16 protein-coding genes are annotated in these 16,807 nt (G+C 37.8%); 5 read left to right on the top strand and 11 right to left on the bottom strand.

Going from position 1 to position 16,807, the window contains the following annotated elements:
- Positions 1 to 6: 6 nt before the first annotated feature.
- The 6 genes from J2Y40_RS08465 to tssO all read right to left on the bottom strand — a co-directional run bounded on the left by J2Y40_RS08465 (position 7) and on the right by tssO (position 7,380).
- A complete protein-coding gene (locus tag J2Y40_RS08465) occupies positions 7 to 1,944 on the bottom strand; it encodes a type VI secretion system Vgr family protein (RefSeq protein WP_153398607.1) in 1,938 nt (645 codons plus the stop codon).
- A gap of 179 nt (positions 1,945 to 2,123) precedes the next feature.
- Positions 2,124 to 2,528 (bottom strand): type VI secretion system tube protein TssD, encoded by a 405-nt coding sequence (tssD, locus tag J2Y40_RS08470; RefSeq protein ID WP_185152018.1) that lies wholly within the window; start codon positions 2,526 to 2,528, stop codon positions 2,124 to 2,126.
- Positions 2,529 to 2,912: 384 nt separating this feature from the next.
- On the bottom strand, positions 2,913 to 5,315 hold the full coding sequence (tssR, locus tag J2Y40_RS08475) for a type VI secretion system protein TssR domain-containing protein (RefSeq protein ID WP_309998367.1): 2,403 nt from the start codon (positions 5,313 to 5,315) through the stop codon (positions 2,913 to 2,915).
- Between the two features lie 48 nt (positions 5,316 to 5,363).
- A complete protein-coding gene (locus J2Y40_RS08480) occupies positions 5,364 to 6,266 on the bottom strand; it encodes a PKD domain-containing protein (protein ID WP_153398601.1) in 903 nt (300 codons plus the stop codon).
- A gap of 46 nt (positions 6,267 to 6,312) precedes the next feature.
- Complete coding sequence (locus tag J2Y40_RS08485; protein ID WP_153398599.1) at positions 6,313 to 6,834, bottom strand: type VI secretion system transmembrane protein TssO; 522 nt, start codon at positions 6,832 to 6,834, stop codon at positions 6,313 to 6,315.
- 15 nt (positions 6,835 to 6,849) lie between these two features.
- Positions 6,850 to 7,380, bottom strand: a complete 531-nt coding sequence (gene tssO, locus J2Y40_RS08490; RefSeq protein WP_153398597.1) for a type VI secretion system TssO — start codon at positions 7,378 to 7,380, stop codon at positions 6,850 to 6,852.
- A 180-nt stretch (positions 7,381 to 7,560) separates the two neighbouring features.
- Here tssO and J2Y40_RS08495 point away from each other — a divergent pair, with 180 nt between their 5' ends.
- From J2Y40_RS08495 to J2Y40_RS08515, 5 genes are all read left to right on the top strand, one after another.
- Positions 7,561 to 8,232, top strand: coding sequence for a response regulator transcription factor (locus tag J2Y40_RS08495; protein WP_153398595.1), 672 nt, complete (start codon positions 7,561 to 7,563; stop codon positions 8,230 to 8,232).
- A 137-nt stretch (positions 8,233 to 8,369) separates the two neighbouring features.
- Positions 8,370 to 8,660: an HU family DNA-binding protein gene (locus J2Y40_RS08500; RefSeq protein WP_002984212.1), complete on the top strand. Its 291-nt coding sequence runs from the start codon at positions 8,370 to 8,372 to the stop codon at positions 8,658 to 8,660.
- 369 nt (positions 8,661 to 9,029) lie between these two features.
- Entirely contained in the window at positions 9,030 to 10,589 is a 1,560-nt protein-coding gene (locus J2Y40_RS08505) for a ribonuclease E/G (RefSeq protein WP_153398593.1), read from the top strand.
- A gap of 178 nt (positions 10,590 to 10,767) precedes the next feature.
- Positions 10,768 to 11,166, top strand: coding sequence for an OsmC family protein (locus J2Y40_RS08510; protein WP_309998370.1), 399 nt, complete (start codon positions 10,768 to 10,770; stop codon positions 11,164 to 11,166).
- A 225-nt stretch (positions 11,167 to 11,391) separates the two neighbouring features.
- On the top strand, positions 11,392 to 12,039 hold the full coding sequence (locus tag J2Y40_RS08515) for a response regulator transcription factor (RefSeq protein WP_231128743.1): 648 nt from the start codon (positions 11,392 to 11,394) through the stop codon (positions 12,037 to 12,039).
- 277 nt (positions 12,040 to 12,316) lie between these two features.
- Here J2Y40_RS08515 and J2Y40_RS08520 read toward each other — a convergent pair whose 3' ends face one another.
- Genes J2Y40_RS08520 through J2Y40_RS08540 form a run of 5 tightly spaced genes read right to left on the bottom strand, consistent with a single transcriptional unit; the run spans position 12,317 to position 16,799 of the window.
- Positions 12,317 to 13,828: a carboxypeptidase-like regulatory domain-containing protein gene (locus J2Y40_RS08520; protein ID WP_309998372.1), complete on the bottom strand. Its 1,512-nt coding sequence runs from the start codon at positions 13,826 to 13,828 to the stop codon at positions 12,317 to 12,319.
- An 11-nt stretch (positions 13,829 to 13,839) separates the two neighbouring features.
- The gene (locus J2Y40_RS08525) at positions 13,840 to 15,204 is read right to left on the bottom strand and encodes a CsgG/HfaB family protein (RefSeq protein ID WP_153398589.1); all 1,365 of its coding nucleotides are present in this window, start codon (positions 15,202 to 15,204) and stop codon (positions 13,840 to 13,842) included.
- A gap of 24 nt (positions 15,205 to 15,228) precedes the next feature.
- A complete protein-coding gene (locus J2Y40_RS08530; RefSeq protein WP_153398587.1) occupies positions 15,229 to 15,639 on the bottom strand; it encodes a curli production assembly/transport component CsgF in 411 nt (136 codons plus the stop codon).
- 11 nt (positions 15,640 to 15,650) lie between these two features.
- On the bottom strand, positions 15,651 to 16,382 hold the full coding sequence (gene csgH, locus J2Y40_RS08535) for a curli-like amyloid fiber formation chaperone CsgH (protein WP_309998377.1): 732 nt from the start codon (positions 16,380 to 16,382) through the stop codon (positions 15,651 to 15,653).
- Positions 16,383 to 16,391: 9 nt separating this feature from the next.
- Positions 16,392 to 16,799 (bottom strand): hypothetical protein, encoded by a 408-nt coding sequence (locus J2Y40_RS08540; RefSeq protein WP_231128741.1) that lies wholly within the window; start codon positions 16,797 to 16,799, stop codon positions 16,392 to 16,394.
- Positions 16,800 to 16,807 lie beyond the last annotated feature (8 nt).

The raw sequence follows: 16,807 nt of genomic DNA on the forward strand, positions 1-16,807 counted from the left end.
CGGAGATTAATGATTTTTAGATTTCTCTCCGGAATTATTCTGTATTTCTTTCTGAGCATGCTGCTCAAATGTTCCCTGGCTTTGGGTGGTAATCTGTCCGTTGGCTACTCTTAATCTGTCTTTTTCTGTGTGAGACTCTTTATTTCCCTGAATAAATTCTGTCATTTTCCCGGTTACATTCGTGATAAAATCGGCTCCGGTAGAAAGATATTTCATAGAGCCTACACTTTCAGAATGGTTGACCATGATGGTATCCATTTTATTGACGCCTACATTTGTTGTCATATTCTCACCAACATTAATATTCATATTTCTGCAGTTCAATGTCATGGTTTCAGGGGCAGTAATGGTAATATTGCTTCCTGTTGTATCTAAATGGATTTCGTTTCCGGATTTATCAGTAATGATGATGCTTTCATCTTCTGTAAATACTACTTTGTGGCCACTTCTGGTCTGAATAGATTTCACACGGTTATCTAATCCTCCGCCAAGTCCTACTCCGCCATGGAACATTCCTCCCATAACGAATGGCCGGTCCGGATGACTGTGTACAAAGTTCACCATTACCTGGTCTCCTACTTCAGGAATGGCAACATAGCCCCTGTTTTGAGTAATCCGGTCTGTTCCTCCTGCATCAGGGCTCATCATTCTGATAAAATGAGTTGTATCATTATTTTGCCAGTCAAATCTTACCTGTACTCTTCCCTGTCCTTCGGGATCGGCATTGGAAATCACGGTTGCAATTTGTGGTTCGGCTTTTGGGGATGTGAATTCCGGTTTTGGTAAAAATCCTGTATCTGAAGCAATTGCATCAAAACTTCCTGTATAATGGCCAATGGTATCAATTTCATGTGTAGTTTCTGTCACCATAATTCTGGTGAAATAGGATGATTCGTTGGTATCAGGCTTTCTCATCTGAAGATCAACTACACACCCCGGATGTAAAAACGGAACTGTAGTATTTCCTGATACTGAAAATACATTTACGGCCTCGCTTCCTGAAGTGCTTTTTTGTGAATATTCAACATCAAGATGAGTCGTTGCTTTTATAGGAGCTACCTGAAGAGCAGGTGTTTTATAAATTTTGTCGTTGTGTTCATAAGCTGTTTTGGCCAGATCACTTACATGCTGGATAGGTGTTGTTCCGGAAGTAAGTTTCTCGTTACGGCTGCTGTTATATCCGTAGAATTCAGGTTTCGTATGAACTGCTTTTAGCTCTACTTTAATATCATCCGCGTTACTTCCGTATGTCAGTTTAATAGGTTTATTCTGAGGCGGAAGTTTACCGAAATGCAGAACTTCGCCGTCATAATAAAATTGCTCACCGTAGGCTTCCGCCATTCTTGCAAGATAGTTATAATGGGTTTCATCGTATTGGCTGCTGTATATGATCTGGGAATAATCATTGGTATCAATTCTGATATCAAACCGGCTTTTATCAATACCCTGTTTGATAACTTCTTCGGCAATAATTCCCATATTCACAGGCTGGCCGCCTCCGAAACTCTGCACATGCGGAGCACCATCAAGAAGAATGGTTGGACTGTATCCTGAAAGGACAATATTCCCAAGACTCATCTTTTCCTGACTGAAACCTACCTTGGTAATGATTCCTACAAAATTTCTTTCGGGGCTATTCTCAATATCTTTATACGAAATAACAGCTGTGAGGCGTTTTCCCAGGAATTTATTGGCTTCTTCGAGAGTATGGGTCTGACGGTCTCCCAAAGCATCATGAGCTAAGGTTAAACTAAATTCATGGTGGCGGCTGGTACTCTGTTTCAGCTTAAAGTGTTTGTAAAATTTAATAATTTTCCCTTCTATCACTAAAGACAACTTCACCAGGCGGTTAATTCCGGAATGTTGATTTTCAGAAATTCCGTCGGCATTCTGAGACGGACGAAATGAAGAGTTTTTCGGCATATTTTGTGTTTGGGTTTTCATATTTTACTGTGTTTGAATACATTAAAGATAATAAAAAAAATCATCCGGTCTATACATTTCCGGCAGGTTATTTGTCTATTGTTTATGTAACCAACATAGAACAGACCATCACAGGCAAAAAAGACCGTCTTTCTTGGGACAGCCTTTTTTTATGAATGTTGATGTGTAATAGTGTAAGATTAAGCACCCGGCCATACTCCTTCGTACTTGGAATTTCCGAAGTCAATGTTTTCTGCACTCACTACAAAACTGATCAACATACTGTTTTCGTCTATTGCGTCAAACTCCACCTGGTGCTGAATCACGTATCCGTTGTTCCAGCTCAGGGTGATCAATGTTCCTTCTTCGTGAGATTTGTTGAAAGTAACCTCTCCTGTTGTAGGTTTATACTTTCCGTTTAGTAAGCTTTCAAGGATGTCTGATTTTTCAGTAGCTTCTACTGTAATTTTAATAAGGGCATTGGAAGGATCTGATGCTACACGTCCTGAAACGTCTGTAGATCTAGATACGCTGTAGTTCAGCTTTAATAATTTCTGACCTTCTCCTCCGTTGAATTTTAAGATTCCTCTTGAATTTGCTGCCATGATTGGTAAACTTTAATCGTTAATATTTTGTGATTTAGTGATTGATTGGTGAGCAAATATAGAACGTCCATTTGTTTAAAAAAAGCTTTTCACTATAAATCTGAAAAATTGTAGTAGTTCTACGACTTTTTGTAGTAATTCTACGACATTAGATTTAAGAACAACACTCAAAACCCCATAAATAAAAGATTTCATAATACTTATTAAACATTGATAATCAATGATATTTTACACTTAAATGAGAAATAAGACTGAATTTTCTGCATTTTCTGAGCGCTGAATGATCACAGAAATAATTCATACCGGAAATCATCAATTCATCATTTTCTGCACAAAAAAAGCAGAAGTACTGAACTTCTGCTTTTGATATTATTATACTGCCAATTAATGTTTGGTATATTCCGGTGCTTCTGTTTCCTGCATGGTTGGCATAAAGTGCTCATTAAGCCAGTAGAACGTCTGTCCGTTCTGTTCAATCTTTACAGCAGGATGTTTTCTATAGGAAAGCATTCTGTCTGCAAGCTTTTTATAGTTCAGGAAGTAGTTTCTTACCGTCTGATCTGAAATATCTTTAGATTTTTTCCAGCCTCTCAAGTTAAACTTAGCCATCAGCTCTTCTTCAGAAAGGTCAAATCCGGTACTCAAACCTACAGCGTAAGCCATAGATTTCTGATAAAGATCTCCTTTGTCCAGGAACTTTATTGTAGGATTATATTTTTTCAGCAATTTTATATATTCCCTGATAGCGCCTGCTCTGCTGAAATCTTCTCTGGCAGCTTCTGTTTTCTGATATACTTCAGTATAGAAGTTTTTCAGCTGATCAAATTCTGTTTCAGAAATCAGGATTCCTTTTTCATGTCCCGGTTTGAAATCTTTCAGGTCTTTCGGAATATGCCCTTTCACAAGGAATGGGTTTCCGTAGTTGATCAGCTGTGCAGCAATTCCTGCGGAAACAGGATTCGTAAGTCCTGGATACAGATATTTATATTTCACGTCTACATCGGTATTTCCTGCCCCTACAGAAGAGTGGAAATATTCGTTAAGTGATTTATCAATCGTCTGATTATCTAAAGTTACCTGTGCAATAAGGCTGTCTACAGACTTTTTAAGATATCCCGGCGTTGCAATTTCTCCTTTTTTAGGGAAGATCACAAATCCCTGAGACATACTCTGCTTAGGATAATCTAATGAGAAAAATCCGGCATCTCCTTCTATCAGACTAAAATTATTCTTAGTAAGAACGTCATTTTGTTTAACGATCTTCTCCTTTTTAAGCTCAGCTATATTTTTGGCCGTATTGGTTACCACGTTTTCAGACATCAATACAAAATCATTGTAATTATCAGATGATCTTGCGCTGGTCTGGAACATGATTAATCTTGCCTGGGCCTGTGAAAGTGAGCTGATCACTCCATACATATTTCCGTTCTGATTAGACGAAGAAGTTCCCACTGTGATCACGATATTCGTTTCATCCGGCATATTGGAAAGCAGGTTTCCGGCAGCAGAAAGTGCTTCGCCTACCGGCTGATACCCACTGTTGCTTACACAGTTCATTTCATTCGTTTTTTCATCAATGAATTTGGTGATCTTGCTGTAATCTGTATTTAAACTGGAAACTGCCACATTATTCCCACATGGATTGTTTTTATACAAAACAACACCATACTTTACTGTACTAAAATAAGAAGGGGTTTCAAATTTAAGCTGCAGATCCTGAAGTAATGATTTTACAATGGGCGCATACGGTGCATTAGGAGCACTTATATCCAATGCAAAAACAATATTGATGTTTTTATCTCTCTCCGTTATTTCTTTATACCGGTCAAAATAAATTTTATCTCCTAAAACATTAAATACATAATTCTTACTGTAATCCAGGATATTGGTAAAATATTTTGTTTTAGAATCAGGAGTTGGAGCCTCATTCAGTGCCAGACTTACAGGATAAATATTTTCAAGAGGAGTTCTCTTGCTCGCATCCGTCAGAAGAATAGCGGTTCTGTTTTCGGTATTGGCCCCTCCGGGATATCCTTCATGAACTCCTAAGGTAGTATCGTTATATCCGGCATCATTTTTCAGTTTCATAGCGGAACGTTCACCCCATGTAGAAATCACATTAGCATCTACCCACCCGTAAAGATTGGTACTGATACTGTCTATATCGATAGATGGTTTTTTACCTACCAGGAACCTTCTGTTGTTTTCCGCCTGCTTGTACACGTACACCATTTGTCCGTTCGGAATTTTGGTTTTAGCATTTTCTATAAGGCTTGGTGAATTGAATACCATAATGGAGTCATTCTTGTAATACCTTTCGGCACTTCTGATCACATCACTGTTATTCGGAACCACTGCTACTCTTACAGGGTAGCCGGTCTTTTCACTTTTTAAGGAGCTGTTCCATAAAAGAAGGTCAGATTCGGCAATCCATCCATAAGTTTTGATGGATTTTGACGATACTTTTTTCATTAAAGCATCCGGAACGTATTCCGCTACTTTTACCATTCCGTCTCTGTGCTTCAGGACCATTAATGGTTCCAGGAATTTAACTTCTTTATAAGACTTTTCGTCGTCTTTATCAAGATAGGCCGTGTTTCTTGAGCGGTCTGAAATAACGATCCATGGGACCGCTTTTTTCGGGTATCCATTCACTACCGGTGAGTTGTCTACCTGTCCGTATTGTGACGGCTCAGGGGTTCTTTTAGACGGCAGCTTCACCTGACAGCTCGCTAATAACACTGATAATCCTATATAATATGCTGCTAGAGGAAATTTATTTTTCATCCTATTTTATCTTTTTATGATTGGCGTAACCGGTTATCCCGGAGAATATTATTTGCTTTGGTTGATATCTACTTTCGTTACACAGGTCTGTGTGTCATCAAAGTTCACTTTCACAGTCTGAATTACTACATTCTTGTCAAACTGAAGTCCTGCACAGTACATATAGAAGTTATTAACTTTGCTGTCATTTACCTTTACCACTGAATTTTCATTGTTACACAGGTACGTTTTCAGCAGGTAGTTGTAATGTGTATTAAAGTCGTTTCCGTTGGCAATCTGCTGCAGGTGGTATTTAAAATTGTTATCAACCTTAGCATAAGCATCTTCTACAGGCAGTACGTCATCCAAAGAGTTATACTCAGGAGTAATTTTAATCGTATGATAAACAGGTTCTCTGTTTTCTTCTGTAAACAGAGCCACTTTATATTCACCCGGCTGTTTAAAAGTGTAAATGGCAAATTTTTCTCTGGCGTCTACCCCTCCGCTTTCTCCAAATCTCCATTCAAACTTGGTTGCATCAGACACCGCCCGGAATTGCACCGCTTCATTCTGCATGGCCTGAAGAGGAGCTTCAATAGTAGTGGCAGTCTTTGTGGTATCTTGCCTCATTGGTCTTTCCCTTACCATTACCTGGAAAGATTTCGTGTACTTATTATCCACAATTAAACTTACCGTGTAATATCCGGATTTATTATAGAAATGAATTCCTTTGCTTTTATCAGAGGTAGTTCCATCTCCGAAAGTCCATTTTTTGGTTTTGGCAAACTGGGTATTGTCATCGAATGAAAGGGTATCTCCTACGAACAAAGTGGAAGGATAAACGATTCCAAGAATATCATCCGAAGAGTGGATCACTTTCTTCTGAAGCCACAGTGCAACAAGTGCAGCAACCAGCAGGGATGCTATAACACCGATTATAATGTTCTTTTTGTTTTTTTGAAAATAATTCATAGTTAGTGATTGATGTGTTTTATTTTTTTAATATTTATTGATTGGCTTACTGGGTTCTGTTCCTAATTTGTTCATTTCTGTCATAAAGGCGTCCCTGTTTATTTTTGAATCCTATCTGGCAGTCCGCCAGATCTTTTTCAAGTTTCTGAATAGTTTCCGTGGTAATAGAAAGCGCCCTTTTATCTTCAAAATACATTTTATAGAATTTAACGATCTGCGGATAAGCTTCTTTACGGATATCAGTTACTCCGTCATCAAAGTGATTCCCAATATCATTAATTCCGATAGAAATTTCCTGTTCAATATAAGGTTCTGGAGCTGTGCCAGACATTTTACTGATAATAGAATAGGTACTGTCTATTCTGGGCTGAAGGAGCTTCTGCTGCTTCTCGAATTCGTTTTTTTTCTCAAGCCTCTGAATACCTATTATGTCTTCGTCCGAAAACGGTGAAGCAAATCCTTTTAAAAAGATGATCCCGAGAAATATCATGGCAGCCAGAAGCATCAGTATCAAATAAAAAAACTGGTAATGCCTCTCTTTTTTGGATAGTGTGATTTGTCCCTGCATAACTTTATTTTTTATTTATTTTCTTCTTTTACCTCCTGTGAAGTTTCTTGTAGGATCTTTCAGAAGCTCCCTGTCAACAACTCCCGTTTTTCCCATACAATCCTGCAGTTCGGCCCATGTTCCCTGCTTTTTATTCCCCTGCTTAACAATTTCTCTTTTAAGGGTAAGCATGGGATTGATCTGCTTCATCAGAATGGCATAGTGTTTAAAGCTTCCTGCACTGTCCTTACCCATCACATTTTTGACGTCTTTCATCTTATCCAGGATGCTGGTTCGTAGAAACCCATCATTTACTACCTTATCGTGCTGGCTCATTTCACTGTAAATTTCATCAACAACAGTTTTAAGCTTATCACTTTTCTCCATAAGAGTTGTATATTCACGGGCATCCCTATCAATTCCTTCTCTTTGCACAGCATAACTCTTAAAAAAGAGAAACAGACATAGAAAGGATACTACAGAAAGAACTGCAAAAGATAGGATAAACTTCAGAATGCCCGTTCTGACGTCCGATTTGTTTAATTTTTTTTCCCGAGTAGAAGACATAATTTGCAATTTGTTTGGCCTGTGAAAATATAAAAAAAAAAATTTATGCACAAGTTGTATTTTACCTGCACTAATTTCAACCTATCTAGAATTAAATTAAGATTAATTTTCACTTTAATAAGTTTTTCATAAATTAGGCCTCTGAATTTTAAATATCATAGGCCAAATCGATATTAAAAGATGAGTAAAATTTTATCCAATACGGTGCGATTTTCTATAGCTGACAGTGATTTCTATTTTAAAAAAATCATGATCAAAACGCTGATGGAGAACCCTTTCTATATGCTTCTGAATGACTGTAATAACGGGCACGAGCTGGTAAACAGAATCTACAGAAGACAGGAGGATGTGTTCATCATTGAACTATTCATGCCGGTATTAAGCGGAATTGAAGCCATCAAGTACATCAGAAAAAACAATACTGAAACGCCAATTGTAACCTATTCCAGTACCTACCAGGAAGATATGGCAGAAATTCTTTCTAAGATTCCCAATATATATTACTGCCAGAAAAAGAGCAATATTATTAAGGATATTATTAAAGGAAGCACAGGTTCTGAAGAGTTTGATTATGAGGCATATTCTAAAGAATGGGAACAACAGCCTCTTGCTGTACAGGATTATATGGAGCGGCAGAAAAAAGGACAGGAAGAACTTACCCCAACCGAAATCCAGCTGATGAAATTCTGTTATGAGGGATTCAGCAATAAAGAGATTGGAGAAAAGCTGAACCTGAGCACCAGAACGATAGATACTTACATTAACAGGCTGACAGAAAAACTGGGACTGAAAACAAAGCTCCATCTTATCCGTTTCTGTGTAGAGAACGGCTATTACAATTCCAGTATGTAGAATAACTTAATGTAATATTAATATACCGTAAACATTAAAACTCTACCATTTAAACAAAAATATTTTGCCACTAATTTGCTAGTATTCAATTTTTTTAACTAAATTTGCACACCTAAAATTTAAAATTAAAAAAGGAAATGACAAAGGCAGAATTGGTAAACACCATCTCAAATAAGTTGGGAACAGAAAAGAATGAAACACAGAAAGTTGTAGAAGCTTTTATGCAGGAGATCAGAACTTCTATGTATAATGGGGATAACGTTTATCTGAGAGGGTTTGGATCTTTTATCATTAAAACAAGAGCTGCTAAAACAGGAAGAAATATTTCTAAAAACACTGCAATTGAGATTCCTGCTCACAATATTCCTGCTTTCAAGCCTTCAAAATCTTTTGTAGAGAAAGTAAAAACAAAAGTTGCAGTAAAATAAGAACATTAACTGAATATTAACTAGTTACTAAAAAATTAAAATTATGCCAAGCGGAAAGAAAAGAAAAAGACACAAGGTTGCAACTCACAAGAGAAAGAAAAGAAGAAGAGCAAACAGACATAAGAAGAAATAATCTCTTTTTCTTGAGATTTACAATATAATAAATATAGTTGGTGGTTTTAATTTTTTAAAGTTCACCGACTATATTTTTGTTTGCAACTATAAGATTCCTCAAGGAAACAGGCTGTTTCCGGTATTTTCAAAAAAAATATAAAGATTTTTCATTCTAAATCCTTATATTTAATATCAGATGACCTGCAAAAAAAAACAGAGCCGTTTCCTATCATCTTAACCTTATTATTAGAAAAAATGAAGAAAGAACTCATCGTTTCGCATGAAGATGATCTTACAAAGATTGCACTGCTGGAAGACGGAAGACTATGTGAACTTCATGAGCAAGAGGACAAAAGCGATTTTATAGTTGGAGATCTGTTTATAGGAAGAGTAAAAAAACTGGCCCCTAATCTGAATGCCGCATTCGTTAATATAGGATATGATAAGGATGCATTCCTGCATTATCAGGATCTGGGCCCACAGTATCTTACATACAGAAAGTTTTTAAAAGATACTATTTCTAAAAAACAAAGCACTTCAAGCTTAAAAAATTTCGAGATACAGCCTGAAATAGATAAAAACGGAACCGTAGACAAAGTCATTGCAAAAGATGATCTGGTTCTGCTTCAGATTACTAAAGAACCTATTTCTACCAAAGGCCCAAGAATCTCTACCCAGGTTTCCCTCACGGGACGTTTTCTGGTTCTGATCCCTTTCGACAACAAAGTTTCTATTTCTAAAAAAATAAGAACCTCGGAAGAAAAAGAAAGACTGAGAACCCTGATTGACAGCATTAAACCTGAAGGTTTCGGTGTTATCATCAGAACAGTAGCGGAAGGAAAAAAAGTAGCCGACCTTCACAACGACATGAATCAGCTGATTCAGAAGTGGGAAAGTACTTTTAAAAACATCCAGCGAAATAAAGTTCCGTCTAAAGTTTTAAGCGAAGAAGACAAAGCTTCAGCTATTTTAAGAGACAATTTCAACCAGGATTTCGTAAATATTATCTGTGATGACGAACAGATGGTTACCGAAATGAAAAATTATCTGGAGATTATCGCTCCGGAAAGAAAGAATATTGTCCAGTTTTATAGTTCTCATATTCCTCTTCTGGAATATTATAATGTTGAAAAACAGCTCAAACAAAGTTTCGGAAAACACGTTAACATTCCGAGTTCAAAAGGCGCTTACCTTGTTATTGAACACACAGAAGCTCTTCACGTAGTAGACGTTAACTCCGGAAATAATATTACCACCGGAACTGCCGTCAACAAAGAACACGCACTGAAAGTGAATAAAATGGCAGCCACAGAAATTGCCAGGCAGCTTCGTCTCCGTGATATGGGAGGTATTATTGTGATAGATTTCATAGACATGCAGAATCCTGATCACAGAAGAGATCTGTATGAACACCTGAAAGAAGAAATGAAGCGTGACAAAGCGCGTCATAAAATTCTTCCACCGAGCAAATTCGGACTGATCCAGATCACCCGGCAAAGAAACCGCCCGGAAAAACAGATCGAAACCAAAGAAGAAAACCCGAACAAAGACGGAGAAATTGTAGCTCCAATTGTTATTGTGGAAAGAATGGGTGAAACACTGAGGAGTATTCTGCAGAAAGAAAAAGGAAAAATCTACCTGCATGTACATCCGTTCGTGGAAGCCTACCTCACCAAAGGCATCAAAAGTATCCAGATGAAATGGTTCATTAAGTACAAAAAATGGGTAACCATCATCCCAAGGGATTCTTTTAAATATTTAGAATACAGAATCTACAATTCTAAAAAAGAAGAATTGATAGAATTTTCTAATTAACAAAAAATTCAAACCTCTAGCCCTGCTGGAGGTTTTTTTATTAGATTTGCACCAACTAAAGAAAACTCAAATACAATAACAAAAAATTTATTTCTTGTGCTGCTTCTTGCAGTGCAAAACGCTTTTGCTCAAATTACCTCTAAAGATAACTCCTTTTCTTCAAACGGAATATATAACGTTGTCAACGGCACTTCTTATTCTTGGACAATGGCTCAAAATCCTGCTGGTAAAAGCTTCTTCAGACCTGACATTCCGTGGAGACCAGACAAAGCATAATCCCGAAGAACTATTTCTGTCCTCACTTTCTTCCTGCCCCATGCTCTGGTATCTTCATTTTTGTTCTGAAGCCGTTATCAATGTAATTGATTACACGGATGAAGCTACCGGAATTATGACTGAAACGGCTGACGGAAGCAGACATTTTACTTTCCTAACCCTCTATCCTACCGTTACAGTAGCCGAAGAATCGATGATTGAGAAGGCAAAAGAACTGCATCATAAAGCCAATCAATTTTGTTTTATTGCCAATTCCATTAATTTTCCTGTTCAACATATCCCTACCGTGTTAATTAAATAAATTAATTTTCAAAAAAATAATTGTCAAAACTCTTTATAATACGAGATTTATAAAACAATAACTCTAATTTTTAAATTCAAAAATCAATAAAAAGGGAATTATTTAATAAAAAATCAATAAAAATTTCATTTTACAATCATTATTAATGTAAAATTTTACAATTATTTATCAATTTTGTTTAAAATACAAAGATTTTTTCCTATTTTTATATAAACAAAACTGACCATGATGAAACCAAGATTAACCATTTTTGATGAACCGGTACTGTATACTGAAAGTTTATCAAAACTACTGGCACAAAGCCAGATTTTTAACAACATTGACATTTGTAATTCTTATGAATCTTTATTTGAACATTTAAAAGAAGAACCCCCGGAAATTCTGGTCATCAGCTCCAATATGCTGATACTTACAGATATTTTCAAACTTGTAGAAGACATTACCACCAATAACAACAGAATCAAAATTATTGTCATTGGCAATGATTATGAAGTGATTGACATCCGGAAGCTTTTCAACAAAGGCATAAAAAGCTATCTTGACAAAAACAGCAGGTATGATGAATTCATGAAATCAATCAATGCCCTGCTTCTCAACGAAATCTACATCTGCGACTACGCAAAAGAAAGAATGATCAGCTTCATCAGCAGCGAAGGCAGGCCCAGCCGTCTTATTAAAGGTCCTCTTACCCGCCGCGAAATAGAAATTCTGAAACTGATCTGCGACGGACTGAGCAGCAAAGATATTTCTGAAAAACTCTTTATAAGCATCAACACCGTAGAAACCCACCGAAAAAGAATTCTCTTAAAACTGAATGTAAAAAACTCAGTAGGAATTGTAAAATACGCCTTAGAAAACCACATGATTGATTAGAAAAAATTATTTCGATTAACCGAAAAATTCCAAACCTCGCGATTTGGAATTTTTCTTTTTATAAAGAACTGTGGAACTTTTGATGTGAAATGTGAATTTTGCTTCGCAAAATGATTAATTTCATAATCAGGGCGGTGGAAGATAAGAGACTGACAGATAACAATACGGTACCTGGAAAAAATTTAAACTTAAAATTGTGTACGTCTTATGTGTTTAGCTAAATTCATCTTCCAGTCCCTATCTTCCCTCCTAACCCTAAATACTGCACCAATCTTCCCTACTCATAGTCCGGCATTTCACCGTTACTGAAGAGTGTTGCTCTTGAAAGATCAGTCATAGAAGAGTTGAGATCAATAACCATTATATTTTTCTGCGAAATATTATCATTGGAAGAGTTCATAAAGATCACCTGTGCATTGTTCGGTGAAAATCTCGGGTCCAGATCATTAGTTCCCAAAGGTTTTTCGCTTTCCGAAGAGATATTGTATACCGTATCATTGGTGAGATTATAGATAAATATATTAGAATCAAGCTGCCTGTAATTGCCGCTTCCGTCCTGGTACCCTGAAAGATCCCGGGTAAACACAAGCATCTGTCCGTCTACAGAAAAATTCAGACCACCGGAAGCTCCTAAAGAACCTGATAAAACAGTTTTTAAGATATTACCTGTCATGTCAATAATAAAGATCTTCGTATTGTATCCGTTGTAATCATTTGTTTTCAGGGCAATCTTGCTTCCGTCATAGCTCCAGTCGCATTCGGAAATCATGCTGCCGTCTGGTGTAGTGTACACTAAATTCAGCCCGCTTCCATCTTTGTTGATCCTGTACAGTTTATTGAAATTAGAATAAATAATTTCCTGTCCGTTGGTACTCCATGCAAAATCCATTTCATAATTATTGAATCCTGCTGCAGGAACGGTAGTCACTTTGAATGGATTGGAACCATCCGGATTAGCGGTATAAATATGGGTACTTCCTCCTTCTGTCCTCAGAAACGCAATCAGGCCTGCGTTATTATTTTTCCGGGGTCTCCAGCTGTTATAGGAAGGACTTGTAAACAGGAAGCTGTTGCCCAGTTCATCACTGGACATAATGATAAAGTTTCCGTTCTGTTTCTGTACATAATGATAGCGGTTAGCAGGAACTGTATTGGTAGTAAACTTACTGATTGAGCTTAAAACTGGCGGGTGAATGTCGTCCGAAACAGACACCTGCCAGAAGTAACTTACACCAAACTTCAAATCTGAAAGCGTATAATGATTCGCCGTCAGATCATTAACCTGAATCACATTCGTATTCAGATTATTTTTCACTGTCAAACTATATTTTAGGACATCTGTTGAATCAGGATCCACAGCACTCCACGTCAATTCAACACTTAAAGGCTGGTTCACCGCGTTGTCTACTGGACTTAGCAGCTGCGGTGCTGAAGGCGGGGAATTCAGAGAGGTATCATCATCCATCTCAAAAACTACCGTAACCACCTGATCCTGTTTTTGTATGTTTACGGCCTGAAAAGTGGTAAGATAACCAGACAATTCGGCTTTTACAGAGTAATTTCCCACCGGCATGGCGGCAATGGAGAATGCTCCGTCGGTCCCACTGAAAACGGTTTCTGTGGTAGGTGCCGTAAAAATTTTCACATTGGGAATAGGTACATTAGTCCCTCTTTTTACGACTTTTCCTTTCAATATTCCTGTCTGAGCCTGCTCTACAAGGTCTTCATTACATGAAAACAGACAAAAAGCAAGGATGAATATGCTGAGTAATTTTATTAAAGTTTTCATAGTTCATGTTTTTATTTGTTTCCAAGGTAAAAGTTGATCCCAAGTGCAAAGCGAAGAGCCTGGTCTTTTCTTTTTCCGTTAACCAGCCCTTCCCAATTGTCTTTAAAACCGATATCATACTGTGAAGAAAGGCGTAGTGAGGTATTGTTTCCTATCATATATTCAAGACCTCCTCCAAACTGCCCTTTATACTGAGGCTTATATTCTGAAAACATAGCACCCAGCCCACCATAGATATAAGGACTGAACCTGTATTTCGGGAATAAGATGTATTCAAGGTTGACTTCAGGAACAAAGTAGCTTCTCTTCATAATATTTTCGTTTTCCATAGTGAAATAGCCTGCGCTGGTTTCGATATTGAAATGAGGGCTGACAAAATATTTCATTCCTAATTTTCCACCCAAATTCATCTTGGGATTCACATAATCGTCTTTGACTTTCTGGGCTTCAATATTGGCAAAAACAGATACTTTCTGTCTGTAATTTTCAGGAAATTTGTTGCCTACTGTTCTTCCTGAATTTTGTTCCTGCTCTTTATTGTAATTATTGATCATGGCCTGGTAGCCCTCCAGATTTTCGGAAGCTTTACCCCAGATTTTGTCCCGGACACCTTCAATAATCAAAGACCTAACTGCTTTTTCAATGGCTTCTGTTACGGCAAGCTGTACGGGTTCATTCTGGGTAAGTCCAACTTCAGCTTCAAGCAGTCTTTCTGTATCTATATATCTGAAAAAACTTCCGTTAACGCTGGTGGAAAGAATGGTTTTGGAGGTATAAACGGTTTTAAGAATCTCACCGTTGAGAGTAGAAACAGCCCGCAGGTAAATGGTAATCCTGTCCTGACGGTATTGTGTGGAAGCGCCTATACCGAAATACCTGGCTCCCAGACCTCCGGTCATGATATTGCTGTCATAGGAAATCACACCGCCCTCAAGGAGAATTCCTGCATATAGAAGTGGAGGAAGCGACTGATTATTTTTATCGGCATCTTTCAGATATTCCTGTCTGGTTGAACGGATAATCTGTCTTTCGTTTAAAAGATTGGCAATATTTTCTCTTTCAATAGGGATAAACCACCGGCTGTCTTCCAGCGCTTTGATCAGAATAGTGGTGGTGCCCTGTGGAACGGCTGTACTCCAGTTATTCCCATTCTCGGAAGGCTTATACTGCCCGGTCTGGTCTCTGAATTTGTACACGCCAATAACAATTTTTTCTTTAGGCAGAGGCAGATTTTTAAGTTCCGCAGTAGAGGGAGTTCCCTCGCCCATGGTAGATCTTTCGGGATCTGAAGGAAGTCCCAAGATCGAACTGCACGCCTGTATGCAGCATAGCAGGACCGTACAGAAAAAAATTCTGGTGTAAGTATAAGTTCTCATGATACGTCTGGTTTTTAGTTACTATTATTTTGGAATAACGACCTCGGACTGATCGCCTGTACTGGTATCCAAAATATTGATCAGAAGTCCCTGAGCAGTAGACGTAATCTGTAAATACAGCGATCCGAAAAGATAATTTCCGGGTTTGATACTGCCTTCTCCAAACTGATCTTCAAACAATTTTCGGGACAGCTCGCTCAGCACCTGTCTATTCAGGCTCTGGCTGAAGCTGTTGAGGGAATCCATGTCATCAAGCAAACTGCGGTAATCGTCTTTTTCATCAAACTGATTCTGTGCATTTGCTGAACTCAAAAGCCACTGATAGTTAAAAGTATCTCCTCCAAATGCTGGATTGATGGGCTTATAGACAAGCTGCTGGGATTTTCCGCAGAAAATACCCGCGATAAAGGTCAAAATAATGAGTAAAGTTTTCATGACTGACTTTTTTAGTAGATAAATTCATTTTTGATAAGATTTTTCTTTGCGTTAAACTCTTTGATATATTTCAGGCTGGCCGCCATCTGTTCTTTTAAGTAATCTTCACTTGGGTTGGTCATAAAGCTGTAAATCACTTTGTCCTCAATCTGGATATTGATCTGTCCGCTGGTTCCCCGAAGAGGCAGTTCAGAAATAGTGACTGCCGAGCTGCTTTTATCCGGAAGCTGACTGTACTGGAGATAGAAAAGATCATAAAAATCTTTACCTACCTTGGTTTTCGTCTCATCAATCGTCAGGCCTTTTAGTTCAAAAACAGCATCTTCTTCTATTTTTGCAGCTTTCTTCTTAAAGAGATCATTATTCAATTCCAGACTGTCCTTTGCGATCAGTTTCTGGGTTTCTTCATCCCTTACATACAGAAAGGCTTTCAGAGCATCTTTTTTTTCAAGATTGACATTGATTTCAGACAGTGTTTTGACTTCATTGGGATTGATGGAAAACTTCCCGCTCTGCTGATTATTGGAGAGATTCCCTCCGCTTCCCTTTTTAATGGAAACCAAAAGATAATTCAGTTCTTTATAAACTGTTGTGTTATTGGTAACAACTGCCTTCAGCCGGATTTGATTTTCAAGGATACTGCTTTCAATCTTAGCATTCACTTTTTTATCTTCCTGCCCATAACCCTGTACAGACAGGAAGACAAATAAAGTGCACAGACTTAAGGAATATAAAAGTTTCATCACTGTGTTTTAATAGTTTCTCATGAAAATAGTCCTGTTATCGCCTTTTACATGAATCTGCATTCCGTCTGAAATACTGTTGCTTCCGGTAATATCAATGATATTGTTATTTCCCTGTGCGGTAACAGCTGTTTTTGTTTCCTTATCCGTGAATGAATTGATGAATAAAAGCGTATTATAATCTCCAAGCTGCTGAACGGCAATATTGGTTCTGGCATTAAGGGAGAGTTCTGCATTGTTATAATTCCCTGCCTGGATCACCTGTGAACCATAAAGTGTCTGCTCTGCGTTCTGTCCGGCAATAACCTTGAGAACAGTACTGCTGTTGACCTTATCCCAGTCTACCTGCTGAGCATTTACAGAAACTGTGGCAAAAAATAGCAGCAGTCCTAATCCCAGCTTATATACGGCATTCATTTTTATTA

The organism is Chryseobacterium sp. 2987 (genome assembly GCF_031456375.1).
Lineage (GTDB): Bacteria > Bacteroidota > Bacteroidia > Flavobacteriales > Weeksellaceae > Chryseobacterium > Chryseobacterium vaccae.

Coding starts and splice junctions, on each gene's coding strand:
- J2Y40_RS08465 (WP_153398607.1), bottom strand. CDS start 1,944: ATGAAAACCCAAACACAAAATATGCCGAAAAACTCTTCATTTCGTCCG.
- tssD (WP_185152018.1), bottom strand. CDS start 2,528: ATGGCAGCAAATTCAAGAGGAATCTTAAAATTCAACGGAGGAGAAGGT.
- tssR (WP_309998367.1), bottom strand. CDS start 5,315: ATGAAAAATAAATTTCCTCTAGCAGCATATTATATAGGATTATCAGTG.
- J2Y40_RS08480 (WP_153398601.1), bottom strand. CDS start 6,266: ATGAATTATTTTCAAAAAAACAAAAAGAACATTATAATCGGTGTTATA.
- J2Y40_RS08485 (WP_153398599.1), bottom strand. CDS start 6,834: ATGCAGGGACAAATCACACTATCCAAAAAAGAGAGGCATTACCAGTTT.
- tssO (WP_153398597.1), bottom strand. CDS start 7,380: ATGTCTTCTACTCGGGAAAAAAAATTAAACAAATCGGACGTCAGAACG.
- J2Y40_RS08495 (WP_153398595.1), top strand. CDS start 7,561: ATGAGTAAAATTTTATCCAATACGGTGCGATTTTCTATAGCTGACAGT.
- J2Y40_RS08500 (WP_002984212.1), top strand. CDS start 8,370: ATGACAAAGGCAGAATTGGTAAACACCATCTCAAATAAGTTGGGAACA.
- J2Y40_RS08505 (WP_153398593.1), top strand. CDS start 9,030: ATGAAGAAAGAACTCATCGTTTCGCATGAAGATGATCTTACAAAGATT.
- J2Y40_RS08515 (WP_231128743.1), top strand. CDS start 11,392: ATGATGAAACCAAGATTAACCATTTTTGATGAACCGGTACTGTATACT.
- J2Y40_RS08520 (WP_309998372.1), bottom strand. CDS start 13,828: ATGAAAACTTTAATAAAATTACTCAGCATATTCATCCTTGCTTTTTGT.
- J2Y40_RS08525 (WP_153398589.1), bottom strand. CDS start 15,204: ATGAGAACTTATACTTACACCAGAATTTTTTTCTGTACGGTCCTGCTA.
- J2Y40_RS08530 (WP_153398587.1), bottom strand. CDS start 15,639: ATGAAAACTTTACTCATTATTTTGACCTTTATCGCGGGTATTTTCTGC.
- csgH (WP_309998377.1), bottom strand. CDS start 16,382: ATGAAACTTTTATATTCCTTAAGTCTGTGCACTTTATTTGTCTTCCTG.
- J2Y40_RS08540 (WP_231128741.1), bottom strand. CDS start 16,799: ATGAATGCCGTATATAAGCTGGGATTAGGACTGCTGCTATTTTTTGCC.